The organism is Mesorhizobium sp. M0518, assembly GCF_040321125.1.
GTDB lineage: Bacteria > Pseudomonadota > Alphaproteobacteria > Rhizobiales > Rhizobiaceae > Mesorhizobium.
Map to the genome: position 1 here is coordinate 1 of NZ_JAMYQY010000016.1, position 24,818 is coordinate 24,818.

Consider the following 24,818-nt stretch of genomic DNA (forward strand, 5'->3'; position numbering starts at 1 on the left):
GGGGGGGGGGTGTTTTTTTTTTTTCTATTTTTTTTTTTGTTTTTCGGCCGCCGCCTGTCGGGCGCTCCCGCGTCTATAGAACTCCTCGCGGGGGGGGGGGGCCGCGCCCCCCCCCCCCCCCCACGCCATCCGGAAACGTCGGACGATGGCCGTAAATCCGCCGCGACCTCGAATGCCGCCTCTCAACACCTTGCGCGCCTTTGAAGCTGCCGCTCGCCAGGAGAGCTTTGCCAAGGCCGCCGATGAACTTGGCGTTACCCCGGCGGCCGTATCGTATCAGGTCAAGGCGCTGGAGGCGTGGCTGGGCTCGTCGCTGTTCGTGCGCCATGCCCAGGGGCTGCATCTGACCGAGGCTGGGCGCGCGGCGCTGCCGGCCTTCTCCACGGCGTTCGACTCCATGGGCCTTGCCGTCCAGGAACTGCGCATCTGGGCGCCAAGGCCGCAGGTGAGCATTGCCGCGCTGCCGTCGATTGCCCAGCTGTGGCTGGCTCCGTGTCTGCCGGCGCTTCGCGCTGCGCTTCCCGCCCTTCGCCCGTCCATCCATGCGCTGGAGGAGCCGCCGGATTTCAGGCGTGAACCCTTTGACCTCGCAATCTTCTTGACCAGGCACGCACCAGGGGGCAGCCGCGCGTTCAAGCTCTGCGACGACGTGATCTTTCCGGTCTGCGCGCCGGCGCTCGCCAGGCAGCTGAAAACGCCGGCTGATCTGTCATCGCAGCTTCTGCTTTGGGACACGACCTGGACCGGCGACTGGAGCCTGTGGTTCGAGGCTGCCGGGCTGAAAGGTCCGTCGATCGAGTCCGGTTCCGAATTCTCGCTCTACAGCATGGCGCTGCAGGCGGCCGTCGACGGCGCCGGCGTTCTGATGGGGCATGAGGCTCTGGTCGCGCGCGCTATCGCCGCCGGTTCGCTCGTGGCGCCGTTCCCGCAGCGCGTTCCGACCGGCCTCAGCCTCTCTATCCTGGCGCCGGACCGCCCGCCCGCCCAGGCAGCGCAGATGATCGAGTGGCTGCTTGCACAGGGCTGAGCGATCCGGGACTGACGCTTGGAACAACCGGCGGCAAAGCGATCGCTTCGCCGCCGGTTCCAAACCATCATGGCGTCACGTCGAGACGGCCTTTCATGTTGGGGTGAAAGCGGCAGAAATAGTCGACCGGTCCCGCGGCCTTCAATGTCAGGCTTGCGGATTTCTTCGGCGGGATCATCACTTCCCAGCCGCCTTTCACGGTGGCCGTGTGGGCGAACACATCCTTGTTCACCCACTCGATCGTGTCGCCGACCTTGGCCTCGACGGTGGCTGGCGAGAACACCAGCCTGTCGATGATGACCTGGATGGTTTCTGCTCGCGCCGGAACGGTACCGACGGCCAGCGCCAACGCAATCCACAGATGGCGTTTCGGCATGCTCCGGGCCCTTACTTGAGCATGCCGGCGACGTGCTCGGCGTGCTGCTCATGGCCCTGGAAAATCTTCAGGCCGGTTTCCAGCAGGCTCTTCAGTTCGGCATTCTGCGCCGACGGGATCAAAAGGGTTTCGAGCGCGCCGTTGACCTGCTTGTGGTAGGCGACCTCATTGTCGACATAGGCCTTGTCGAAGGCAGCGCCGTCGAGTTTGGCAAGCTTGGCCCGCTCCTCCGCCGCAGCTTTGGTCAGCGCCTGGCTGGTGGCGTTGTCTTCCGGCGTGACCTTGAGCTTCTTCACCAGGTCGAGCGCCTGAACATTTACAGCCTCGTGATCCCGGACCATGTCCTTGGCGAAATCGACAACCTCCTTGTTCTTCGATTTCTCGATCGCCAGCTTGGCCGCTTCGACGTCGATGACCCCGGCCGTGTAGGCGATGTGGGCGATCTGCGGATCGGTTGGCTTGTCGGCGGCTTGTGCGAATGGGGCAGTGCCAAGCAGCAACAGGGCGGCGAGCGCGGCAGTGTGTCGGATAGACATGGCATCTCCTTCGTCCGGACGCTGAAATCGCGCCGGACTGTGTTTTTCGGTTGACGTTCATTGGATGCTGGTCAGCGGCAAACGTTCCCGCTGAAATGAACTGAAATCCGGTGAGGGTCAGCTTTCCAGCCCGAGCCGCCGCATCACGGCGCTGGTCAGTCGTTCGCAACGCCGGCCCGCGAAGGGGAAGGCATCGAGCAGCACCGGTCCGATCTGGTCGTCCAGCGCCTTGCGCACGAGGGCGCGCGCGCGGTGCAGCCTCGTCTTGACGGTTTGCGGCCGCACGCCGAGGAGATCGGCGGTCTCCTCGATGCTCAGCCCCTCGATCACCCGCGCCACGAACACCGTCCGGTAGACGTCGGGAAGGCTGTCGGTGGCCTGTTCGACCAGTTGGAGGATCTGCCTTTGCGCCATCGTCCGTTCCGGATCGTCGCTGGGGTTGAGAGGGAACCGGATGATCTCGGCTTGCGGATTTTCCGGCAGTGCCACCGTTCTGCGCCTGTTGCGCAGGCGACCAAGCGCCTCGTTGATGACGATGCGCGAGAGCCATGTGGCGAGCGAGGAGTCGCCGCGAAACGCATCGAGATGGGCGAAAGCCTTGACGTAGGCCTCCTGCACGATGTCCTCGGCCTCGCTGTCATTGCGCACGACGCCGCGCGCGATCCGGTAGAGCCGCTGATTGTGTGTCTTGATGATGGTGCGGAAGGCATCGCCGTCGCGCGCCAAGGCGCGGCGCACAAGCTGCATCTCGCCTGGCACAGCGGAAGGCACGGCCGTCAAGACAGCAGGCATGGCCAGTTTCCTCAACCCAATCTCCGGACCGGACCTCGATTGAGAGATTGGACGCTGTCGCCGGCAAAAGGTTCCCGAAGACTTTTCGCGGGGCCTGGCGGCGGTACCCTACCGCGCGAGTGAAGGCTTGTCAGGCAGCCTGCAGGCGCGCCGTGGCCGCCAACAGATCGGTCTGGGTGATCAGCCCGAGAATCCGTTTGTCGTCGTCGACGATGATGACCGCATGGCTGCGGCCGTCGGTGAGCACCGGCAGCAGACCCATGGCGGCAAAACCTGCGGCGGCTGTTGCCGCGGGTGATATGACGGATCCGACTGTCCCGGAGGCCTGGGTGAGTTCGCGCAACCCCACGGTGCCTGCCAGCCTGGCTTCCGCATTGACGACCGGCAGGGTCCGGATGTTGTGGTCAAGCAGCAATTGGCGCGCTGCCTCGGTGGAGGTGTGAGTATCGACCGAGATCACATCGCGCGACATGATGTCCTCGCACAGAAGCGTCTTGTGCGCGCGCACCATCGCCTGCAATTCGACCTGCCGCAGCAGCCGGTCGAGATCGTTGCGATCGATATCGAACGTCTCGTCGAGTGCGCCAAGCGCGGCATCGATGTCTTCGGACCGGAAGCCCACGCGCAGCTGCGCCGGCGGATCGCCGGTGCCGTGGCTGTTCGCCGGCGCTGCAACCGGTACATGCGGATAATTGCGCCGGGCCAGCCTGTGGAAGCCGTAGCCGAGCGCCACCAGCAGGATCGAGTTCAGCGCCACCGGCACGAATGGAAACAGGAAGCCGGCGCTGATGACGGCAGGCCCTCCCAGCACCGCGGTCAGCGCGGCCGCTCCGCCCGGCGGATGCAGGCAGCGCGTGAACGACATGGCGGCGATGGCCAGTGCCACCGCGATGCCGCTGGCAAGGGCGGTTTCGTGGATGAAATGCGCCACGATCACGCCGACCAGCGCCGATATCGTGTTGCCGCCGATGATTGACCATGGCTGTGCCAGCGGACTGGCGGGCACGGCGAACAGGAGCACCGCCGACGCCCCCATCGGCGCCACCAGCAGCGGCACATGCGGGCCGTTGCCGAGCACAAGGCTGGCGATCACGCCGGTGAGTGCAATGCCGATCGTTGCGCCGATACAGGCTACGAGACGCTCACGCAGCGTCGCGCCGGCAAGAATGGGAACAAAAAGGCGGAAAGCCATGGGGTCGAAAACTCTGCCGGTATTCCAGGGGACGTCGAAAATGTGCTGATTGCACCGCAATGACGCGGCATCGTTGAATTTGAAAGCCAAACTGATCCGCGAAATCGCAATTTTAGGGAATAGAATTCCGCTAGTGCATGTCGCCCAAAAGTGACCTCGGTTTTGGGAGAACGACATGCACAAAAACAAAACCTGAAGCGGGTCGCCTGAAAATCTTCAGGCGCGACACGCTTTAGGCCGCTGCTGCGGCGGTCAGGCCGCGCGAAATATCGGCCTTCAGGTCGTCGACATCCTCGAGGCCGATCTGCAGGCGGATCAACGGACCCTCATAGGGGGCTTTTGCAACGGCGCGGTCGCCGAGCCAGACCGGTACGGCAAGGCTCTCATAGCCGCCCCAGGAATAACCGAGGCCGAAGATCCGCAGCGCGTCGAGGAAGGCGTGCTGCTGCTTCTGGCCGCCACCGGCAAGAACGATGGAAAAGATGCCGCTCGAGCCGGAAAAGTCGCGCTTCCACAGAGCGTGATCCGGATGGCTGGGCAGGGCCGGGTGGAGCACGCGCGCCACGCCCTTCTGGCCCTCGAGCCAGGAGGCGATGGCAAGCGTACTGCGCTGATGGTGTTCGAGGCGCACGCCCATGCTGCGCAGGCCACGCAGCACCTGGTAGACGTCGTCGGGCCCGGCGCAACAGCCAAGCGTGCAGAAGCTTTCGTAGAGGTGCGTCCAGCAACTCTCATTGGCCGACACCGTGCCAAGCAGCACGTCGGAATGGCCGGCCGGGTATTTGGTCGCGGCATGGATAGATATGTCGACACCGTGGTCGAGCGGGCGGAAATAGAGTGGCGTCGCCCAGGTGTTGTCCATCATGACGATGGCGCCCGCGGCGTGCGCCGCCTTGACGATGGCCGGGATGTCCTGCACCTCGAACGTGTTGGAGGCCGGCGATTCCGTGAACACCACCTTGGTGTTGGGCTTGATCAACGCCGCGATGCCGGCGCCGACATCGGGGGCGTAATACTCGACCTCGACGCCCAGCCGCTTCAGCATCGTGTCGGCGAAATTGCGGGTTGGATGATAGACGGTATCGACGATCAGCAGATGGTCGCCGGCCGAGACGAAGGCGAGCAGCGGCACCGTCACCGCCGCAAGGCCCGACGGCACCAGGATCGTGCCTGCCGAGCCTTCCAGCGCGTCTATGGCATGGGCAAGCGCATCGGTCGTCGGTGTGCCGCGCGTGCCGTAAGTGTATTTCTGGGTTCGCGCCGCCATCGAAGCCGCGTCGCGGAAAAGCACGGTCGAAGCATGCACCACCGGCGGATTGACGAAGCCGAAATAGTCGTGCGGATTGTTGCCCGAATGGGCAAGCCGCGTGTTGATGCCCATCCCGCCGTGCTCGCTGCCGTCTTTCGCCATCTGCGTCGCCTTGTTTGATAAGCCGCTAGCCATAGTGCGGCGCTATGGACCGTGCAACAGCCACCGCCCGCCAGGAGGCGGACTTCGAATATGCCAATTCGTCGCGGCAAAAACAGCGATGCGGGGACGGAGTATTAAACGAAAAACCCGCCTGTGCGGCGGGTTATCGGCGCAAACCAGCACCATGGACGAATATGTACCATAGCTGAGGGCAGGGAGTCAAGAAAAAATTCCTATCAAGAAAAGCGACAGGCACAAAAGCTACCGGCACAAAAAGCTGCTGCCGCCGCCGAACTGGTTGTCGTCAGGTCTTTTGTTGACCTGTGTTCGGAGCCCTTGTCCCCGCCGATCGGTCTATTGTGGGCGGCGGTGAATGGTATATGATTGTCGGCTAATATTAATCGCCGGATTGCTTCGATCAGATGCTGCCGGATGGTTGCTGCCGGTTGACTTCTGGTCCTCCACGATCCGGATCGCGCTCACGAAGCGTGAGCGCGGCAAGGGAGGAATGCCATGCCGGACGTCAAATGGGCCATGAAGGCGAGCGAATTCATCAACTGCAACTGCGCCTATGGCTGCCCGTGCCAGTTCAACGCCATGCCGACATACGGATTCTGCCAGGCAGTCGCCGGCATGGAAATCGAGAGCGGCCATCACGGCGACACCAAGCTCGACGGGTTGCGGTTCGTCGGGATTTTCAGCTGGCCCGGCGCCATACACCAGGGCGGGGGCGAAGCCGCGGTGGTCATCGACGAGAGGGCGACGGAAGCCCAACGTGGCGCGCTGCTTCGCATATTGGGCGGTCTGGACACCGAGCCAGGTGCAACGATATTTCAGGTCTTTTCGACCACGCTGGAGAAATTCCACGATCCGATCTTCGCGCCGATCGAATTCAAGATCGACGTCGACGCGCGAACCAGTCAGCTGCATGTCGAGGGTATAACCGACGGTCGCGGCGAGCCGATCCGGAATCCGGTCACCGGCGCCGCGCACCAGGCGCGCATCGACTTGCCGCACGGCTTCGAATACGCGATCGCCGAGGTCGGGCGCGGCTGGACCAAGGCGACGGGCCCGATCAAGTTCGAGCTGGCCGATACGCACAGCCATTTCGCCAATCTGCATCTCACGCAGAGCGGCATCGTGCATTGACCTGATCCAATGGGCGATACGGCCCTCGAGGCGGTGCTGAGGCGCGATCGCGCGGTCGTGACGGTCGCGCTCGTCGTGATTGCCGTGCTCGCCTGGGCCTATGTGCTGTGGCTCGCCGCCACCATGGTCATGCCCGGCTCCCCTTTGCCGGACGGCGGAGGCGACGACATGGCCGGCATGGATATGGGCGGCATGGATATGGGCGCCGCCATGGCGCCCGGCTTCCGGGCCTGGGCGATGGGCGATTTCGCTTTCACCTTCACGATGTGGGCAGTGATGATGGTTGGCATGATGACGCCTTCGGTCGCGCCGATGTTGCTGCTCTATGCCGGTGTCGGCCGCAAGGCGCGGGCGGATGGCCGGCCCATCGCTTCGACGGGATGGTTTTTTGCCGGCTATCTCGCCGTCTGGGTCGTCTTCAGCCTCCTGGCGACCGGTGCGCAATGGCTTCTCGCCCGTGTAGCCTTGCTCGATCCCTTGATGGCGACCGTCAGCGCGATCCTCGGCGGCCTCGTCCTGATCGCCGCCGGTCTCTATCAATGGACGCCGATGAAGGGCGTCTGCCTGCGCCAATGTCAGGCACCGATCGCGTTCCTGGCCAGCCATGGCGGATTCCGTTCCGCTCCGCTCGGCGCGCTTCGGCTCGGCATGGATCACGGCGCTTATTGCTTGGGGTGTTGCTGGGCGCTGATGGCTCTGTTGTTCGTCGGTGGCGTCATGAACGTGCTGTGGATCGCCGGCATCGCCATCCTTGTTCTGCTGGAGAAGACGGTGCCGACCGGGCAGCTGATTCCGCGCGTTTCAGGCGCGTTGATGGCCGCCGTCGGGACCTGGATCGTCTTTCAAGCCTTTTGAGAGCAGTCTTCGTCGGCGGTCTGTATTGGTATGCAGCCGTCAGTAAATCGTCAGATGACAATCTTGGAACCTGGTAGTTCGTCGCACGGGGAGGTCAACAACGACGAGGTATTGCCCGGGATGGATTTCGCTGCCGCAGCCCGTATTGGCCCGGCGTTGGCGTTGCATGAGATTTGCCGCCTTTATTAGCCCTGCTGGCTAAATCGCGGGCGTGTTTGTCTGTAAATCGGGCATTTGCGGCAATCGGTTTTCAAACTCTTTGGGTTTCGGTCATTTTCCTTGACCTCACAGGAATTATCGCCTTCGATGACATTTGTGAACGGGAGGCGGCGCGTCGGTTACGATGCGGGGTTCCGGGATGGGCCGGGATGGGAGCCGCGTTCACACGGGAGAAAAAATCAGGATTTACTCCTGAAAAACAGAGAAAAGGGTCTGTGGGTCATGAAACATATTGCTATCGGCATTCTAGGCGCCGCCACGCTTGGATTGATGGCGTCCGCCGCGTCGGCGGCCACGCTCGACACCGTCAAGGCGAAGGGCTTCATCCAGTGCGGCGTCTCCACCGGCCTGGCCGGCTTTTCGGCGCCGGACGACAAGGGTGACTGGCAAGGCATCGATGCGGATTTCTGCCGCGCTGTCGCGGCCGCCGTCTTTGGTGACGGCTCCAAGGTCAAGTTCACGCCGCTCAGCGCCAAGGAGCGGTTCACCGCGCTGCAGTCGGGCGAGATCGACATCCTCTCGCGCAACACCACCTGGACCATCAACCGCGATACGGCGCTTGGCCTGAATTTCATCGGCGTCACCTACTATGACGGCCAGGGTTTCATGATCAACGCCAAGAAGCTGCCGGGCGTCAATTCGGCATTGCAGCTTTCGGGCGCCGCCGTCTGCGTGCAGAGCGGCACCACCACCGAGCTGAACCTCGCCGACTACTTCAAGGCCAACAAGATGGAGTACAATCCCGTCGTCTTCGAAAAGCTGGAAGAGGTCAACGCCGCCTATGATGCCGGCCGCTGCGACGTCTACACCACCGATCAGTCGGGCCTCTATGGCATCCGCCTGACGCTGGGAGCGCCGGCCGACCATGTCGTGCTGCCCGAGATCATCTCCAAGGAGCCGCTCGGACCGGCCGTTCGCCAGGGCGACGACCAGTGGTACCACATCGTCAAGTGGACCTATTTCGCGCTGCTGCAGGCTGAAGAGCTCGGCATCACCAAGGCCAATGTCGATGAGATGAAGAACTCGGCCAGCCCCGAGATCAAGCGCGTGCTCGGCCAGGAAGCCGATACCAAGATCGGTACCGATCTCGGCGTCTCCAATGACTGGGTGGTCAACATCGTCAAGGCAGTCGGCAATTATGGCGAAATGTTCGAGCGCAATGTCGGCTCGGGCAGCCCGCTGAAGATCGCGCGCGGCATCAACGCGCTGTGGACCAAAGGCGGCCTGCAATACGCGCCGCCGATCCGCTGATCGAAATGTGATCCGGGAGGCAGATCATCTGCCTCCCGGTTTCTCTTTCCAGGGGACGGTCGAATGGCATCGCAGGACGTACTTCGCGAGGAGCCCAGCCGCGGTTCCTTCATCAACGATCCGAAAATCCGGGGCATATTCTTCCAGGTGCTGGTCGTCGTGCTGCTGGTGGCGGGCGTCTGGTGGATTGCCCACAACGTCATCGACAACCTGACGCGGCTGCGCATCGCTTCAGGCTTCGGCTTCCTCAAGGGCCGCGCCGGCTTCGACATCAGCGAGAGCGCGATCGCCTATTCATCGGATTCGACCTATGGCCGCGCGATTCTGGTCGGCCTCATCAATACCTTGATCGTCGCCATCGTCGGCATCATCACCGCGACAATCATTGGCTTCGTCATCGGCATCGGCCGGCTCTCGCAGAACTGGCTGATCAGGAAGATCTGCACGGTCTATGTCGAGGTTTTCCGCAACATCCCGCCGCTGCTGGTCATCTTCTTCTGGTATTCCGGCGTGCTGGCCGTGCTGCCGGCGCCACGCGACAGCATCGGTTTGCCGTTCGGCTCCTTCCTCAACCAGCGCGGTTTCTATTTTCCACGCGCCGTGTGGGGCGACGGCTCATGGCTGATCTTCGTCGCCCTGCTCGTCGGCATCGCCATGGCGTGGTTCGTCGCGCGCAGGGCGCGGCAACGGCAGATGGCGACCGGCCAGCAATTTCCAGTGTTTTGGACGTCCACCGCGCTGATCGTCGGGCTTCCGCTGCTCGCCTATGCGCTGAGCGGCTTTCCCCTGAGCTTCGACTACCCGAAGCAGTCGACTTTCAACCTGGCCGGCGGCTTTCAGGTCCGGCCGGAGTTCCTGTCGCTTTATCTGGCGCTGTCCTGCTATACCGCCGCCTTCATCGCCGAGATCGTGCGCGCCGGCATCAGGGGTGTCAGCGCGGGCCAGACGGAAGCCGCCGGTGCGTTGGGCTTGCGGTCCGGATCGATCCTGCGGCTGGTCGTCGTGCCGCAGGCCATGCGCATCGTCATTCCGCCGCTGACCAGCCAGTATCTCAACCTGACCAAGAACTCGTCGCTGGCTATCGCCATCGGCTATCCGGACCTGACGGCGACCGCCGGGACGGTGCTAAACCAGACCGGCCAGGCCGTCGAAGGCGTGGTGATCATGATGGTGATCTATCTGGCCATCAGCCTCCTGACCTCGCTTGTGATGAACTGGTTCAACGCCAAGATGGCGCTGGTGGAGAGGTGAGGTAAGGACATGCAAGAACATGATATGTCCTGGGTGCGAACCGAAATGGTGCTGGCGCAGCCGGCGCCCGCCAGCGTCACCGGCCTCGGCGCATGGGTGCGCAAGAACCTGATCGCTTCTGCCGGCGACACCATTTTGACCATCGTCGGCATCGCCCTGGTGGCGATGATCCTGCCGCAAATCATCAATTGGGCGTTCATCAACGCCGTGTGGACGGGACCGGACCGGACCGTATGCGCCACGGTGGCGCAAGGCGGCATCCAGCCGGATGGCTGGACCGGCGCCTGCTGGGCTTTCGTCAACGCCAAATTCGGCCAGTTCATGGTCGGACGCTATCCCATCGAGGAGCGCTGGCGGCCGATTTTGGTCGCCATACTGTTCGTGGCACTGCTGGTGCCGATGCTTATCCCGAAAGTGCCGCGCAAAGGGCTGAATGCGGTTCTGCTGTTCTTCGTGCTGCCGGTCGTCTCCTTCGTCCTGCTGGTCGGCGGCATGTTCGGCCTGCCGCATGTCGAGACCTCGCTGTGGGGCGGGCTCTTGGTAACGCTCAGCCTGTCTTTCGTCGGCATTGCCGTGTCGCTGCCGCTCGGCATCGTGCTGGCGCTCGGCCGCCGTTCCAAGATGCCGATCATCAAGACGCTGTGCGTCGTCTTCATCGAGACGGTGCGCGGCATCCCGCTGATCACCGTGCTGTTCTTTGCCAGCGTCATGCTGCCGCTGTTCCTGCCGGAGGGTGTCTCGTTCGACAAGTTCCTGCGCGCTTTGATCGGTGTGTCGCTGTTTGCCGCCGCCTATATGGCCGAAGTGGTGCGCGGCGGCCTGCAGGCGATTCCCAAGGGCCAGTATGAAGGTGCCGATTCGCTCGGTCTCGGCTATTGGCAGAAAATGTATTTCATCGTCATGCCGCAGGCGCTGAAACTGGTCATTCCGGGCATCGTCAACACCTTCATCGGCATGTTCAAGGACACCAGTCTGGTCATCATCATTTCGATGTTCGACCTGCTCGGCATCGTCAAACAGAATTTTTCCGATGCAAACTGGGCAACCGCGCAGACGGCGAGGTCCGGCCTGATCTTCGCGGCCTTCGTCTTCTGGCTGTTCTGCTTCGGCATGTCGCGCTATTCAATGTACACCGAACGCCGGCTCGACACCGGCCACAAACGTTAAACAAAAGAACAAGGGGACCCCCTGTCATGGCCACCGAAAATGCCGTCAGCGCCGAAGAGATCAAGGTCAACGCCGCCAAGATGCAGATTTCCACCACCGATGTCGCCATCGACATCATCGCCATGCACAAATGGTATGGCGAGTTCCATGTGCTGAAGGACATCAACCTGAAAGTGATGCGCGGCGAGCGCATCGTCATCTGCGGCCCCTCCGGCTCCGGCAAATCGACGATGATCCGCTGCATCAACCGTCTGGAGGAGCACCAGAAGGGCAAGATCATTGTCGATGGCAAGGAATTGACCAACGATCTCAAGAAGATCGACGAGGTGCGCCGCGAGGTCGGCATGGTGTTCCAGCACTTCAATCTGTTCCCGCATCTGACCATCCTGGAGAACTGCACGCTGGCGCCGATCTGGGTGCGCAAGACGCCGAAGAAGCAGGCCGAGGAAATCGCCATGCATTTCCTCAAGCGCGTCAAGATTCCGGAACAGGCCAACAAATATCCCGGCCAGCTTTCCGGCGGCCAGCAGCAGCGTGTGGCGATTGCCCGTTCGCTGTGCATGAACCCGCGCATCATGCTGTTCGATGAGCCGACCTCGGCGCTCGATCCGGAGATGATCAAGGAAGTGCTTGAGACCATGGTTGGCCTGGCCGAGGAAGGCATGACCATGCTGTGCGTCACTCACGAGATGGGTTTTGCCCGCAAGGTCGCTAACCGGGTGATCTTCATGGACCAGGGCCAGATCGTCGAGCAGAACACGCCGGCCGAGTTCTTCGACCACCCGCGCCACGAGCGCACGAAGCTGTTCCTGTCGCAGATCCTGCACTAGGCCTCGACGGCCACGAAGAGCCCGGCTGAAACACTGCCGGGCTCTTTTGCGTATGGGATAACAGGCGTGTCGCGCTGGAGCGCTTTTGCAGGGCCGCCTTTCATGAAAAGACTGGGACGTTTTCTAGGCCTTCTGTTGCTTGTCGTCGCACTCGCCGTGACGACGGGCACCCTCGTGCCGCGGCCGCTGTGGCCCGCGGCCGCCGCCATGCCCGCTACGACGCGCCATATCCTGGTGCTGAACAATCCGATCCACACCGATATCGCCATCCCGATCGACGACGCCGTGCGCCGGCGTTTCCATTTCCTGGTCGACGCGGGCATACCGGCCGACAGGCCGGAGGTCCGCTACATCGTCTTCGGCTGGGGCGGCCGCGCCTTCTACCTGGAGACGCCGACATGGTCCGAGCTGAAGGCGGTGCCGGTGATGAAGGCACTGACACTCGACGCGTCGGTCATGCATGTCGATGTCGCCGGTGACATCGTCGAACCGCGCCCTGATATCGCGGGGTTCGACATCACCGAGGATCGGTTCACGGCGTTGCTCGATTTCATCGATGCGAGTTTCCAGCGGGGACCGGAAGGCCCGATCCTCGTTCCGGACGCAGCCTATTCGAGGTTCGACGGCTTCTACGAAGCCAATGGCCATTTCAACGCACTGGTCGGCTGCAACACCTGGACGGCGGCCGCCTTGCGCACCGCCGGCCTGCGCACCGGCTGGTGGAACCCGCTGCCTGCATCGCTCGGGCTGTCGATGAGCTTGTACAATTAGCGTGGGCATTCCGCGAATTGGCAAGCATCGCGTTCCTTCACACCCCCCTCTGTCCTGCCGGACATCTCCCCCGCATGGGGGGAGATTGGCAGTTGCGACGCCTCACTTCCCTTCGCGACGTCGGTGATGGGCGAAAGCAGTGGTGACGGCTGATCTCCCCCCTTGCGGGGGAGATGTCCGGCAGGACAGAGGGGGGTGCTGTCCCACCAACCGATTGTGCTTGTACGCTCAGCGTCGAATGATCTTCTGAGCCTGCCACCCATAGAGCCAGTCCAGATCCGCCGCGAGTTTTTCCGACGAGCGCACCTTCAGGAACACATTGCGCGCAATCGCCACTGGACCCACGGCATGCCAGGCCAGCCGGTTGACAGCGCCGCGTCGGGCGACCTGCGCGACGCGCGGTCGCCGTGACTGCTCCCAGGTCGCAATTGCGGCCAGAGGATCGGCGGGGAAGTCGGCAATGATATCGGCAAGCGTCGCCGCATCCTCGATCGCCATCGCCGCACCTTGCGCCGCGAACGGGGTCATCGCATGCGCGGCATCGCCGATCAGCGCGATGCCGTTCGGCGTTGTCCAGGGCTGTCGCTGCTCAACAGTGTGGATCGGCCATGCGGTCCATGGGCCGGCCTGCTCGACCAGGCGGGCAAGTTCTGCCGCGGTGCCGCGCAGGGCTCGGGTCAGGATCCCGGCGTCGGCGTTGCCGGACCAGCCCTCGGCTATGCGGTCGCCCCTGGTGAAGGCCGCGAGATTGAAGGCCGCACCCTTGCTGACGGGATAGGCAACCATATGGAAGCCGGGATGCAGGAAGGTGGTGACGCAGTCCCTGGCGCCGATGGCGGCAAAGCTCTGACCGGCGGCGCTCTCGGCCGCGACGGTGGCGCGCCAGGCCAGTTCGCCGGAGAAATGGTTTCTTGGCGAAGCCGGCCCCTTGGCCGAATCGACAAGTGCGCGCACCGACGACCAGACGCCATCGGCCCCAACCAGCAGGAAGCCCTCCGCCTCGACGGTTTTGCCACCGATCTCGGCCGTCGCGGTGATGCCGTGCGGGCCGGTGTCAACGCCGCCCATGCGGGCGCCGGTGGTGAGATGGATATCCGGTATCTCGGCAGCGCGCGCGGTCAGTGCGCGCTGCAGATCGGCCCTGTGCGCGACGAGATAAGGTGCCTGCCAGCGCGTTTCGGCGGCTTGCCCCAGCGGCACGCGCGCCAGTTCGCGCAAGGTCGCGGCCTCCTTCAACACCACGGCTTCCGGCCGCACCGCCGCCGGCAGCAGCCGGTCGAGTACGCCAAGCTGGCGAAGGATGCGGGTCGCGTTGGGAGAAAGCTGAATGCCGGCGCCGGCAGCTTCCAGGCGCTGCGCCTGTTCGAACACCCGAACAGGGTAGCCGCGTTCGGCGAATGCAAGGGCTGCGGTCAATCCGGCGACACCCGCCCCGGCGATGACAATTTGCCGGGAGCGCGTGTCGGTCATCGGGCTGGTCGCGAAAGACTCAGGCGGCCTGATCGATGTAGATGCAGCCGGCCGGCAGCGTTTCGGTTGCCTTCAGCTTCGGCGAATAGCGGTAGAGCGTCGAGCAATAGGGACAGACTTTTTCGTTGTCGTCGCCCATGTCCAGAAACACATGCGGGTGGTCGAAAGGCGGATTGGCGCCCGTGCACATGAATTCCTTCACGCCGATGTCGATTGCCTGATAGCCCGCATCGTTCTGAAAATGGGGAATGGAACCGCCTGCCATCGTCGTCTCCTTAACGCAGTCTCGTCTGCATCTGGATCATATCAGGCCTCTTTGCAAGTTCGATGAAATCAAACTGTCGCAAAAGCCTGTCAGAGGATAAGTTAAGCCGGTTAACGCATGGCCCCGAAGACCGACACCGGTTTTCGGCAAGGACCATGCGTCGCCTTGGAGTGGTAGAGCGTCCTTTGCGCGTCCTGAATGACGCGCGGCGCTTTAGCTGGCTGACGATGTGGAAGAGCGGGAATCATGAACGAACTGAAGCCGGTGCAGAACGAATTCGTGGATGTCGAGGTGGCTCGCCCGGAGGGCGGCAATCCGGACCGGTTTGTCAACCGCGAGTTTTCCTGGCTGCAGTTCAACCGGCGCGTTCTCGAGGAATCGCTGAACCTCAATCATCCGCTGCTGGAGCGCGTCCGCTTCCTGTCGATCTCGGCGGCCAATCTCGACGAGTTCTTCATGGTGCGCGTCGCCGGCCTCGCCGGCCAGGTGCGCGAGGGCATCACGCTGAAGAGCCCTGACGGCCGCACCCCCGAACAGCAGCTCGAACAGCTGCTGCGTGAGGTCGAGCGGCTGCAGGAAGACCAGCAGAAGAGCCTTTCGGCGCTCACTGTGCTGCTCAACAAGGAAGGCATCGAGAGCATCACCCGCGATGCGCTGACCAAGGACGAGAAAATCTGGCTGGAAGACCATTTCCAGGGGCAGGTGTTCCCGGTGCTGACCCCGCTGTCGATCGACCCGGCGCATCCGTTCCCGTTCATTCCCAATCTCGGCTTCTCGATGGCGCTGCAATTGCGCCATCGCAAGAACGGCGAAGAGATGAGCGCGCTGCTGCGCCTGCCGGTAGCGCTGAAGCGCTTCATCCGTCTGCCGGACCGCAAGCATCACGTCCGCTTCATCCCGCTGGAAGAGGCGGTCGGCCTCTATATCGGCAAGCTCTTCCCCGGCTATGAGGTCAAGGGCTCCGGCACGTTCCGCATCATTCGCGACAGCGATATCGAGGTCGAGGAGGAGTCCGAGGATTTGGTTCGCCTGTTCGAAACGGCGCTGAAGCGGCGGCGGCGGGGTTCGGTGATCCGCATCGAATTCGACAGGCTGATGCCTGATGAATTGCGCGACTTCGTCGCCGGCGAGCTTGGCGTGTCGTCCAGCCGCATCAGCGTCTTGACCGGTCCGTTGGCGCTCAGCCAGATTTCCGAGATCGTCGCCGTTCCCCGCGACGACCTGAAATTCACGCCCTACAATCCGCGTTTTCCCGAGCGCATCCGCGAGCATGGCGGCGATTGTTTTGCCGCCATCCGCGAGAAGGACATCGTCGTCCATCACCCCTACGAATCGTTTGACGTCGTGGTGCAGTTCCTGCGCCAGGCGATGGCCGATCCGGAAGTGGTGGCGATCAAGCAGACGCTTTACCGCACCTCCAACGACAGCCCGATCGTGCGTGCGCTGGTCGACGCGGCCGAAGCCGGCAAGTCGGTCACCGCACTGGTCGAGCTCAAGGCGCGCTTCGACGAGGAAGCCAACATTCGCTGGGCGCGCGACCTGGAGCGCGCCGGCGTGCAGGTCGTGTTCGGCTTTCTCGAGCTGAAAACCCATTCGAAAATGTCGCTGGTGGTGCGGCGCGAGGACGGCAAGCTGCGCAACTACGTGCACCTCGGCACCGGCAACTACCATCCGGTAACGGCGCGCATCTACACCGACCTGTCCTTCTTCACCACCGATCCGACGATCGCCCGCGATGTCGCCCAGCTGTTCAATTTCATCACCGGCTATGCCGAGCCGACGGATGAAATGCGGTTGGCGATCTCGCCGTTCACGCTGAGAAGCCGCATCCTGAAGCACATTGCCGACGAGATTGCCTACGCGGTCCAGGGGAAACCGGCGCGCATCTGGATGAAGATGAACGCGCTCGTCGATCCGATCATTATCGACGCGCTCTACGATGCCAGCCGGGTCGGCGTCGAGGTCGACCTGGTCGTGCGCGGCATCTGCTGCCTGCGGCCTCAGGTTCCGGGCCTGTCGGAAAACATCCGCGTAAAATCGATTGTCGGCCGTTTTCTCGAGCACAGCCGCATCTATTGTTTCGGCAATGGTTACGGCCTGCCGTCGGACGAGGCGATCGTCTACATCTCCTCGGCCGATCTGATGCCGCGCAATCTCGACCGCCGCGTCGAAACCATGGTGCCGATCACCAATCCAACTGTGCACGAACAGATCCTTGGCCAGATCATGCTGGGCAACATCATGGACAATCAGCAAAGTTTCGACGTATTGGCTGATGGAACCTCCCGGCGCGTCGTGCTGGAGGAGGGCGAGGAACCGTTCAACGCGCAGGAATATTTCATGACCAATCCGAGCCTGTCGGGACGGGGTGACGCGCTGAAGTCGCATGCGCCCAAGCGCATCGCGCAGTTCAAGCGCCGCAAGAAGAACGCAGCAGCGTCCGGCTGATGCTGTCTGATTCCCAGGGCCGGCTGCAGGACCGCCGACCGCTGTCCATCATCGACATCGGATCGAACTCGATCCGTCTCGTCGTCTATGAGGGGCTGGCGCGCTCGCCGACCATGCTGTTCAACGAAAAGATGCTGGCCGGTCTCGGCCGTGGCATCGTTTCGACCGGCAAGCTCGACCCCGAGGCGGTGACGCGCTCGATGGAAGAGTTCCGTCGCTTTCGCGCGCTTTCCGACCAGGCCGGCGCCGAGCATATGTATGTGCTGGCCACCGCCGCCGCCCGCGAGGCGGTCAACGGCCCCGATTTCATCCACCGCGCCGAGGATGTGCTGAAGACCGAGATTCGTGTCATCAGCGGCCGTCAGGAAGCCTATTATTCCGCGCTCGGCGTCATTTCCGGCTTCCACCCGGCCAATGGCATCGCCGGCGATCTGGGCGGCGGCAGCCTCGAGCTGGTCGACGTCAGCGGCGAAGCGATCGGTGACGGCATCACGCTGCCGCTGGGCGGCCTGCGCCTGCAGGACATGGCGAAGAACTCGCTGGCTCAGGCGGCGAAGATCGCGCGTGACGAACTGGCGAAGGCCAAGCTGTTGAAAGGCGGGCAGGGCAGGCCCTTCTACGCCGTCGGCGGCACCTGGCGAAATCTTGCCCGGCTGCACATGGAAATGACCAACTATCCGCTTGGTGTCATGCACCATTACGAGATCTCGGCCGAAAGCGCGGCGAATTTCCTCAAGCAGGTGGCCAAGGCCGAGATCGAGAAGGTCAAGGGCATCGAAGGCGTTTCCAAGAACCGCCGTTCGCTGCTGCCTTATGGCGCCGTCGTGCTGCAGGAGATCATGGCGGCGATGCAGCCGTCGAAGATCATCGTTTCGGCTCTGGGTGTACGCGAAGGCTTTCTCTATTCGCTGCTCGATGAGGCGGAGCAGAAGGCCGATCCGCTGATTTCGGCCTCGGAGGAACTCGCCCGCCTGCGCTCACGCTCCGTCGCCCATGCGCATGAACTCGTCGACTGGACCGCCAAAACCTTTGCCGCTTTCGGCATCGAGGAGACCGAAGACGAGGCGCGCTACCGCCACGCGGCCGCATTGCTGGCCGATATCGGTTGGCGCGCGCATCCCGAATATCGCGGCAAGCAATCGCTCAACATCATTGCGCACGCCTCCTTCTTCGGCGTCGACCATCCCGGCCGTGCTTTCCTGGCCATGGCCAACGCCTATCGTCACGACGGCATCTTCAACGAAGCCATCGCCCCCGAGATCAAGGCGCTGGCGCCGCCGCGTTATCTGGAGCGCGCCCGCGTGCTCGCCGCGATGATGCGCGTCGTCTACCTGCTGACGGCGTCGATGCCCGGCATCATGCCCAGGCTGAAATGGGAACAACGCGCCAACGGCGTGCTGGCGCTGGTCCTGCCGGCATCGCTGGCCGATCTCTATGGCGAGCGGCCGGCCGGGCGCCTGGCGCAACTGGCCAGGATCACCAACCGCCGGCTGGTGCTGGCCGTCGAAGGTGGGCCCAGTGGGTCGGTGAAGTAGAGTCGGAGCAGAGCGGATTAGAACCTGCTCGGTCGAGTTTCTTCACACCCCTCTCTGTCCTGCCGGACATCTCCCCCGCAAGGGGGGAGATTGGCTGCTTCGTCGTCGGTGCTTTTTTCTTGCAACATTGAAGATTGGCGAAAGCCTGGATGACATCCGATCTCCCTCGTTGCGGGGGAGATGTCCGGCAGGACAGAGGGGGGTGCTGTCCCGTTGACGTTTCCAACCCAGTCCGTCAGGCCAAACCGCGCCCGTCGACCGACCAGGCTCCCGCGCCAGCCATCGCCAGCGCAACGAACCCGCCTGCTATCGCAATGTCCTTCATCAGCATCTGCTGGTGCAGGAAGGCGAGCATCGCGTCGCCGCCGCCCTGGCCGTAATGGCCGATGAAACCGGCGGCAATGCAGAAGGCGGCGAGCAGCAGCGCCGCGATCCGGGTCTGGAAACCGACCAGGATGAGCAGCCCGGCGATCAGTTCGAACAGTCCCGTGCCCCAGGCGGCAAGCGTCGGCAGCGGCAGGCCGAGGCCGGCGAAATAGCCTGTCGTGCCGGCAATATCGCTCAAAGCTTGGAAACCGGAGGGCACGAACAGGGCGGCGAGCAGCAGCCGGGAGAGCAGGAGCAGCGCGTTGCGGGGCATGTTCACCTCCGTTATCGGCCGCCGGCCGGCCTCGTCCGATGCCCCGATCCTATCAGAAAACTCCGGCCGACAGATCGGCGGGCATGTACCAACAACGAAAAAGCGGCGCGGAAAATTCCGCGCCGCTCTTTCGTTCGGCTATCGCCAGATTTTGGCTCAGCCGCGCTTGGCGTCGATCGAATAGGCACCGGCGCCCGAGGAAGCCAGCACGAGGAAGCCGCCAGCGATGGCGAGGTTCTTGAGAAACTGGATCATCTGCATCTGGTCGGCCCAACCGGTGTGGGCGACCAAGCCGGTAGCGACCGTGAAGACCGCCAGCACCCAGCCGACAATCCGGGTCTTGAAGCCGACGAGGATGGCGAGGCCGCCGAGAAGCTCGATCAGGCCTACGACAATGGCCGTTACGGTCGGCAAGGGCAGGCCGAGGCTGCCGAAATAGCCGGCCGTGCCGGTGATGGCGGTCAGCTTGCCGAAACCTGAAAGCAGGAAGATGACCGCAAGCAGGACGCGGCCGATGAGGATGGTGGTCGAGGCATTGGATGCGCCGGAACCGGCGACTGAAGTGTTGATGGACATGGTGGCTCTCCGGGATGGGTTGATACCGGGGAGATAGAGCAAGCCGACTGTTCACCAAAGCCACCAGACTGGCGACACATTGTTCACAGTACTTACGTTTCCGTGATCGGGCGGCCCGCGCAAAATTCGCTTCGGGTCAGGTCGTGACGGGAGTAAATTCTCCCATCACGAACACTGGGCTTCTGGCTGATGCAATTCCGGACGGAAAACCGCAAGACATTTTTCCTGGAATTGCTTACCCCGGATGCGTCATGTCCTCCGGCCGCACCAGCCGGTCGTAATCGGCCTCGCTGACCAGTCCGGTGGCGAGCGCTTCCTCGCGCAGCGTGGTGCCCTTCTTGTGCGCGGTCTTGGCGATCTTGGCGGCATTGTCGTAGCCGATGGTCGGCGCCAGCGCCGTCACCAGCATCAGCGAGCGGTCGAGTGCCGCCTTGATGTTGTCTTCGCGCGCCTCGATGCCGACCACGCAATTGTCGGTGAAGGAGACCGAGGCGTCGGCGAGCAACTGCACCGACTGCAGGAAGTTGTAGGCCATCAGCGGGTTGTAGACGTTGAGCTCGAAATGGCCTTGGCTGCCGGCGAAGGTGAGCGCCGCATTGTTGCCGAACACCTGCACGCAGACCTGCGTCAGCGCCTCGCACTGGGTCGGGTTGACCTTGCCCGGCATGATCGACGAGCCCGGCTCGTTTTCCGGCAGCGACAGCTCGCCGAGGCCCGAACGCGGGCCGGAACCGAGGAAACGGATGTCGTTGGCGATCTTGAACAGCGCGGCGGCCGCCGCATTGATGGCGCCGTGCGAAAACACCATGGAATCATGGGCCGCCAGCGCCTCGAACTTGTTCGGCGCGGTGACGAAGGCAATGCCGGTGATGGTGGCGATGCGATCCGCCACCCTTTCGGCGAAGCCGACCGGCGCGTTGAGGCCGGTGCCGACGGCGGTGCCGCCCTGCGCCAGTTCCTGCAGGCCGGGCAACGTCAGCTCGATGCGCTTGATCGACGAGGCGACCTGCGCGGCATAGCCCGAAAATTCCTGGCCAAGCGTGAGGGGGGTGGCGTCCTGCGTGTGCGTGCGGCCGATCTTGATGATGTGATTGAACTCTCTGCTCTTGGCGGCGAGCGCCTTGTGCAGGTGTTTCAGCGCCGGCAAGAGGTCGTGCACGATGCGCTCGGCGCAGGCGATGTGCATGGCCGTCGGGTAGGTATCGTTCGACGACTGGCTCATATTGACGTGGTCGTTGGGATGGACCGGCTTCTTGGAGCCCATGACGCCACCCATCATCTCGATCGCCCGGTTGGAGATCACCTCGTTGGCGTTCATGTTGGACTGCGTGCCCGAGCCGGTCTGCCAGACCACCAGCGGGAAATGGTCGTTGAGCTTGCCGTCGATGACCTCTTGTGCCGCCTCGACAATCGTCTTGCCGATCGCCGGGTCGAGCCGCTGAAGGTCCATATTGGCTTCGGCCGCGGCCCGCTTGACGATGCCCAGCGCGCGCACGATCGATGCCGGCTGCTTTTCCCAGCCGATCTTGAAATTGCCAAGGGAACGCTGCGCCTGCGCGCCCCAATAGCGGTCGGCGGCGACTTCGATCGGGCCGAACGTGTCGGTTTCGGTTCTGGTCTTTGCAGCGGTCACGGGTCTCTCCTTGTCGAAGTCGGCAACGGCGTATCGCGTTGCACAAACGGCTTCAAGCGGAGATTGCGGGCGGCGAGGATGCGAATCGGTTGAAGGTGCGGCGCTTCTCGCCTTCTCCCCTTGTGGGAGAAGGTGGATCGGCGCGCAGCGCCGAGACGGTTGAGGGGTGGGTGACGGAGTGCCGTCGGCGCCAAGCTGGAACACCCCTCATCCGACCTCTTCGCGGCCACCTTCTCCCACAAGGGGAGAAGGGAAAGAATGCGCGGTTTCGGCCTCTTACCCTAGCGGCGGACCGACAATGTCGATGCCGTTTTCTGCGCAGAGCTGCACCAGTGCCGCGATGATTTCCGGTGTTGGTTGCATCTGCGGCGGCACCTCCGGCTGTTCGGCGGGACGGCTCGCCTGACGCAGCATCGTCTCGAAATCCGAACCGCGCGTGATGGTGAGCGTACGCGCGCCTTCGCGCGATTCGACCCGGTAGGTGTGCGGCAGGCCTTTCGGCGCAATGACGGTTTCGCCGGCTTCAGCAATGCGTTCGTGGCCGTCGATCTGAAAGCGCAGTCTCCCGTCCAGGATGTGAAACACTTCGTCCTCCCTGCGATGCACATGCAGGGGCGGGGAGTCGCCATAGGGCATGCGATGCTCGACGACGCAGGTGCCGTCCTCTCCTGCCGCCGACGAGACGTGGATCGCGACAAGCGTGTTGTTGAACCAGAAGAGTTCCTTGCCTGTGATCGTGCCGGGGGTCATTGTCATGGCCGTCTGATCCTCCTGTTGCCTGTGCCTGCTGGGCCGATGACGATCTAGCCAGGGATATGCCGACAACGGAAATCGAATGATCGTATGGGGCGAATTGATGCGATGAATTTGAACGCGCTCGACCTCAATCTCATCAGGGTGTTCGACGCCCTTCTGCGGGAGAGAAGCGTTACGCGTGCCGGCGAGCAGATCGGCCTCAGCCAGCCTGCCGTCAGCGCTGCGCTCAATCGCTTGCGGCATCTCCTCAACGACCAGCTGTTCGTGCGACGGGGCAATGACATGATGCCGACGCCACGCGCCGAGAGCATGGCCGAGCCGTTACGCGTGGCGCTTCGTGAAATCGAACGCGTCTTCCACTCGGCCAAGGCGTTCGATCCGGTGGAACTGGAGCGAACCTTCACGTTCATGGGTGCGGATTTCTTTTCCATGATGCTGATGCCAACTTTAGCGGCGCGCATCGCGGGTGCCGCGCCGCGCGCGTCGCTAAGGTTTCTCGACAGCGCGCGCGGCGACGTCTCGCGGCTGCTCCAGGACGATGAAATCGACGTAGCGCTCGAGCGTCCGCTGGAGGTCTCCGACTGGGTCTCAAGCACGCCTCTGTTCCATTCACCATTCGCCATCATCGCCGCGAGCGACAACGCTGCGATCAGGCAGGCGGGGATCATGGAAGGCGAGCTTCTACCGATCGAGCTCTTCTGCGAACTGCCCCATGTTCTTCGTTCTATCGATGGCTCGATGTCGGGCTCCACCGACGAGGCGCTCCGCAAGATCGGACGAACGCGCCGTGTAAGCCTGGCCCTGCCGCACTTTCAGGCTGTCGCATTGGCAGTGGCAAACGGAAACCACCTCGCGGCAGTTCCCAGGCAGTTCGCGGTTTGGGCGGCCAAGACCCTGCCGCTCGTCATCTTTGAACCGCCACTTCCCATTGCTGTTCCGGAAATCAGGATGTACTGGCACGCGCGCCACGACGACGAGCCACCCCATCGCTGGGTTCGCGATCAGATCCTGGAGGCGGTAGGCGCACTCGGATTCGTGGAAAGCGGCGCCGCAGAAAATGCCGGCGCCTGGTCTGGTGGCCGGACGGATCAGCCCGCGGTATAGCCACCATCGATCGAAAAGATGCCGCCGCTGGTCCAGGCGGCCTCTTCGCTGGCCAGATAAACCGCGATACCGGCCAGATCGTCAGGGCGGCCGATTCTGCCGAGCGGATAGCTGCGCTCGACATAGGCTTTCAGCTCGGCCTTTGCCTCGGCCGGCAAATTGTCGACGGTCTTGCGCCGCATGGCTGTGTCGACCGTGCCGGGCGCGATGGCGTTGACGCGGATGCCGCGCGGGCCGAGTTCGAAGGCCAGCGATTTGGTCAGCGAGTTCAACGCGCCCTTCGATAGGGAATAGAGGCTCGACGGCCGCTTCGGGATCATCTTGTTGGCGAAGTAGGACGAGATGTTGATCACCGATGCGCCGGCAGCCAGATGCGGCAGCAGGCCCTGCGTGAGGAAGAACACCGCCGTCACATTGAGCGCGAAGGATTGCTGGAACTGCGCCTCGCTGACGGTTTCGAACGGCACCAGGAAAGCCACTCCGGCATTGTTGACGAGGATATCAAGCGGCCTGCCGGATTTTTTCACCTGCTCGACGACGGCCGCGATGCCGGCCGATGTGGCAAGATCGGCCGACAGCGTCTCGATAGTGCCGCCGAGTTGCTCGCGGGCAGCGTCGAGCTTCTTGGTGTCGCGGCCGACGATCAGGACGTCCGCGCCCTCGCGCGAAAAGGCCTCGGCGATCGCCAGGCCGATGCCGTCCGAGCCACCGGTGACCAGCGCGCGCTTGTTGTGAAGTCTCATTCGACGCTCCGAGATTTCTGCCTCGTCGAGAGCACCGTATTGTGGCGGCCGTGGTCAAGCCGTCGGCCTATCCCCGGGTATGAACTTCGACGCCCGCCGGCCGGCAGGCCAGCCGAGGCCGGTTACGCGCCGGCGGTCGCAAGCTCCCGCAGGGCCAGCCGGCCCGCGACATAATTCTTGACCTGGCGGACCGCCTGTTCGCGTGAGACGCTGCCCGGCTGCAGGCCGAGCCGCAGCCAAAGCCCGTCGATCAGCGCGGTGACGCCAAGCGCGATGTCGTCGGCATCTCCAGGCGAGGCGAGGCCGCGCAGGCCCGACAACAGGTTCGAGCGCATGCGCGCATGGATCACTCTCTGGATACGGGCCATCTTCTCGTCGCGCGGCACCTCGGCACAGAGCGACAGCCAGGCATGGCACAGGGGAGGCTGGAACAGATGCGTCTCGAAATTGCCCTCGATTACCGCATCCAGGCGCTCCATCGGCGTACGCGCCCGGCGAAGCCGCGCGATCACCGCCTGGCACAGGACGGCATTGGCCTCGCGCATCGCGTGCTCGAACAATTCCTGCTTGTTGCGGAAATAGTGCAGCACGATGCCCTTGGAGGCACCTGCCTGGGCGGCCACTTTTTCCAGGGTCGCGCCGGCAATGCCTTCGCGCTCCAACACCGCGAAGGCCGCCTGCCGCAGCTCCTTGCGGCGGATATCACTGAGACGCTTGAGTTTCACGGGATCGGTCCATTTCGAATCCACGTTGACATTTTCGTCCGATCAGATCAACAATTGACCCATGGGACAATAAAAAGACCGATTGGTCAATTTGAT

General features: G+C 63.1%; 24 protein-coding genes. 11 read left to right on the forward strand and 13 right to left on the reverse strand.

Annotated elements, in window-relative coordinates:
- Positions 1 to 172 precede the first annotated feature (172 nt).
- Complete coding sequence (locus NKI66_RS21970) at positions 173 to 1,027, forward strand: LysR substrate-binding domain-containing protein (RefSeq protein WP_023814111.1); 855 nt, start codon at positions 173 to 175, stop codon at positions 1,025 to 1,027.
- A 67-nt stretch (positions 1,028 to 1,094) separates the two neighbouring features.
- Here NKI66_RS21970 and NKI66_RS21975 read toward each other — a convergent pair whose 3' ends face one another.
- From NKI66_RS21975 to NKI66_RS21995, 5 genes are all read right to left on the reverse strand, one after another.
- Entirely contained in the window at positions 1,095 to 1,403 is a 309-nt protein-coding gene (locus NKI66_RS21975) for a cupredoxin domain-containing protein (protein WP_023814112.1), read from the reverse strand.
- 11 nt (positions 1,404 to 1,414) lie between these two features.
- On the reverse strand, positions 1,415 to 1,939 hold the full coding sequence (locus NKI66_RS21980; protein WP_023814113.1) for a DUF4142 domain-containing protein: 525 nt from the start codon (positions 1,937 to 1,939) through the stop codon (positions 1,415 to 1,417).
- Positions 1,940 to 2,056: 117 nt separating this feature from the next.
- Complete coding sequence (locus tag NKI66_RS21985) at positions 2,057 to 2,731, reverse strand: RNA polymerase sigma factor (protein ID WP_023814114.1); 675 nt, start codon at positions 2,729 to 2,731, stop codon at positions 2,057 to 2,059.
- 130 nt (positions 2,732 to 2,861) lie between these two features.
- On the reverse strand, positions 2,862 to 3,923 hold the full coding sequence (locus NKI66_RS21990) for an HPP family protein (protein WP_023814115.1): 1,062 nt from the start codon (positions 3,921 to 3,923) through the stop codon (positions 2,862 to 2,864).
- Positions 3,924 to 4,155: 232 nt separating this feature from the next.
- Positions 4,156 to 5,334 (reverse strand): cystathionine beta-lyase, encoded by a 1,179-nt coding sequence (locus NKI66_RS21995; RefSeq protein WP_352752945.1) that lies wholly within the window; start codon positions 5,332 to 5,334, stop codon positions 4,156 to 4,158.
- Positions 5,335 to 5,847: 513 nt separating this feature from the next.
- Between NKI66_RS21995 and NKI66_RS22000 the strand changes: the two genes are divergently transcribed.
- The 7 genes from NKI66_RS22000 (at position 5,848) to NKI66_RS22030 (ending at position 12,827) form a co-directional block, all read left to right on the forward strand.
- The gene (locus NKI66_RS22000) at positions 5,848 to 6,483 is read left to right on the forward strand and encodes a DUF1326 domain-containing protein (RefSeq protein ID WP_023814117.1); all 636 of its coding nucleotides are present in this window, start codon (positions 5,848 to 5,850) and stop codon (positions 6,481 to 6,483) included.
- Positions 6,484 to 6,492: 9 nt separating this feature from the next.
- The gene (locus tag NKI66_RS22005) at positions 6,493 to 7,338 is read left to right on the forward strand and encodes a DUF2182 domain-containing protein (protein WP_352752947.1); all 846 of its coding nucleotides are present in this window, start codon (positions 6,493 to 6,495) and stop codon (positions 7,336 to 7,338) included.
- Between the two features lie 441 nt (positions 7,339 to 7,779).
- Entirely contained in the window at positions 7,780 to 8,808 is a 1,029-nt protein-coding gene (locus tag NKI66_RS22010) for an amino acid ABC transporter substrate-binding protein (protein ID WP_023814120.1), read from the forward strand.
- 63 nt (positions 8,809 to 8,871) lie between these two features.
- Positions 8,872 to 10,059, forward strand: a complete 1,188-nt coding sequence (locus NKI66_RS22015; protein WP_128305379.1) for an amino acid ABC transporter permease — start codon at positions 8,872 to 8,874, stop codon at positions 10,057 to 10,059.
- 9 nt (positions 10,060 to 10,068) lie between these two features.
- Positions 10,069 to 11,226, forward strand: a complete 1,158-nt coding sequence (locus NKI66_RS22020; RefSeq protein ID WP_127289116.1) for an amino acid ABC transporter permease — start codon at positions 10,069 to 10,071, stop codon at positions 11,224 to 11,226.
- An 80-nt stretch (positions 11,227 to 11,306) separates the two neighbouring features.
- Positions 11,307 to 12,056 (forward strand): amino acid ABC transporter ATP-binding protein, encoded by a 750-nt coding sequence (locus NKI66_RS22025; RefSeq protein ID WP_031213892.1) that lies wholly within the window; start codon positions 11,307 to 11,309, stop codon positions 12,054 to 12,056.
- A 102-nt stretch (positions 12,057 to 12,158) separates the two neighbouring features.
- The gene (locus NKI66_RS22030) at positions 12,159 to 12,827 is read left to right on the forward strand and encodes a TIGR02117 family protein (protein ID WP_031213893.1); all 669 of its coding nucleotides are present in this window, start codon (positions 12,159 to 12,161) and stop codon (positions 12,825 to 12,827) included.
- A gap of 228 nt (positions 12,828 to 13,055) precedes the next feature.
- On the opposite strand, the gene NKI66_RS22035 is transcribed toward NKI66_RS22030, so the two are convergent.
- Together NKI66_RS22035 and NKI66_RS22040 are read right to left on the reverse strand one after the other, a co-directional pair.
- Positions 13,056 to 14,297, reverse strand: a complete 1,242-nt coding sequence (locus tag NKI66_RS22035) for an FAD-dependent monooxygenase (RefSeq protein WP_352752950.1) — start codon at positions 14,295 to 14,297, stop codon at positions 13,056 to 13,058.
- 19 nt (positions 14,298 to 14,316) lie between these two features.
- Positions 14,317 to 14,562 (reverse strand): zinc-finger domain-containing protein, encoded by a 246-nt coding sequence (locus tag NKI66_RS22040; protein WP_023814125.1) that lies wholly within the window; start codon positions 14,560 to 14,562, stop codon positions 14,317 to 14,319.
- 246 nt (positions 14,563 to 14,808) lie between these two features.
- Between NKI66_RS22040 and NKI66_RS22045 the strand changes: the two genes are divergently transcribed.
- The gene (locus NKI66_RS22045; protein WP_023814126.1) at positions 14,809 to 17,010 is read left to right on the forward strand and encodes an RNA degradosome polyphosphate kinase; all 2,202 of its coding nucleotides are present in this window, start codon (positions 14,809 to 14,811) and stop codon (positions 17,008 to 17,010) included.
- Entirely contained in the window at positions 17,010 to 18,545 is a 1,536-nt protein-coding gene (gene ppx / locus NKI66_RS22050; protein ID WP_023814127.1) for an exopolyphosphatase, read from the forward strand. Before NKI66_RS22045 ends, ppx begins: the two co-directional genes overlap by 1 nt.
- A gap of 235 nt (positions 18,546 to 18,780) precedes the next feature.
- On the opposite strand, the gene NKI66_RS22055 is transcribed toward ppx, so the two are convergent.
- The 4 genes from NKI66_RS22055 to NKI66_RS22070 all read right to left on the reverse strand — a co-directional run bounded on the left by NKI66_RS22055 (position 18,781) and on the right by NKI66_RS22070 (position 22,144).
- Complete coding sequence (locus tag NKI66_RS22055) at positions 18,781 to 19,185, reverse strand: DoxX family protein (RefSeq protein WP_031213894.1); 405 nt, start codon at positions 19,183 to 19,185, stop codon at positions 18,781 to 18,783.
- Positions 19,186 to 19,341: 156 nt separating this feature from the next.
- Positions 19,342 to 19,761 (reverse strand): DoxX family protein, encoded by a 420-nt coding sequence (locus NKI66_RS22060; protein WP_023814129.1) that lies wholly within the window; start codon positions 19,759 to 19,761, stop codon positions 19,342 to 19,344.
- Positions 19,762 to 19,996: 235 nt separating this feature from the next.
- Positions 19,997 to 21,394, reverse strand: coding sequence for a class II fumarate hydratase (gene fumC, locus NKI66_RS22065; RefSeq protein ID WP_023814130.1), 1,398 nt, complete (start codon positions 21,392 to 21,394; stop codon positions 19,997 to 19,999).
- 276 nt (positions 21,395 to 21,670) lie between these two features.
- Complete coding sequence (locus NKI66_RS22070; RefSeq protein WP_023814131.1) at positions 21,671 to 22,144, reverse strand: cupin domain-containing protein; 474 nt, start codon at positions 22,142 to 22,144, stop codon at positions 21,671 to 21,673.
- A gap of 111 nt (positions 22,145 to 22,255) precedes the next feature.
- Between NKI66_RS22070 and NKI66_RS22075 the strand changes: the two genes are divergently transcribed.
- Positions 22,256 to 23,254: a LysR family transcriptional regulator gene (locus NKI66_RS22075; protein WP_128306040.1), complete on the forward strand. Its 999-nt coding sequence runs from the start codon at positions 22,256 to 22,258 to the stop codon at positions 23,252 to 23,254.
- On the opposite strand, the gene NKI66_RS22080 is transcribed toward NKI66_RS22075, so the two are convergent.
- Complete coding sequence (locus tag NKI66_RS22080) at positions 23,239 to 23,997, reverse strand: SDR family NAD(P)-dependent oxidoreductase (RefSeq protein WP_128306039.1); 759 nt, start codon at positions 23,995 to 23,997, stop codon at positions 23,239 to 23,241. The two genes, NKI66_RS22075 and NKI66_RS22080, sit on opposite strands and share 16 nt — an antisense overlap.
- Positions 23,998 to 24,119: 122 nt before the next feature.
- Positions 24,120 to 24,722 (reverse strand): choline-binding transcriptional repressor BetI, encoded by a 603-nt coding sequence (gene betI / locus NKI66_RS22085; RefSeq protein ID WP_031213897.1) that lies wholly within the window; start codon positions 24,720 to 24,722, stop codon positions 24,120 to 24,122.
- Positions 24,723 to 24,818 lie beyond the last annotated feature (96 nt).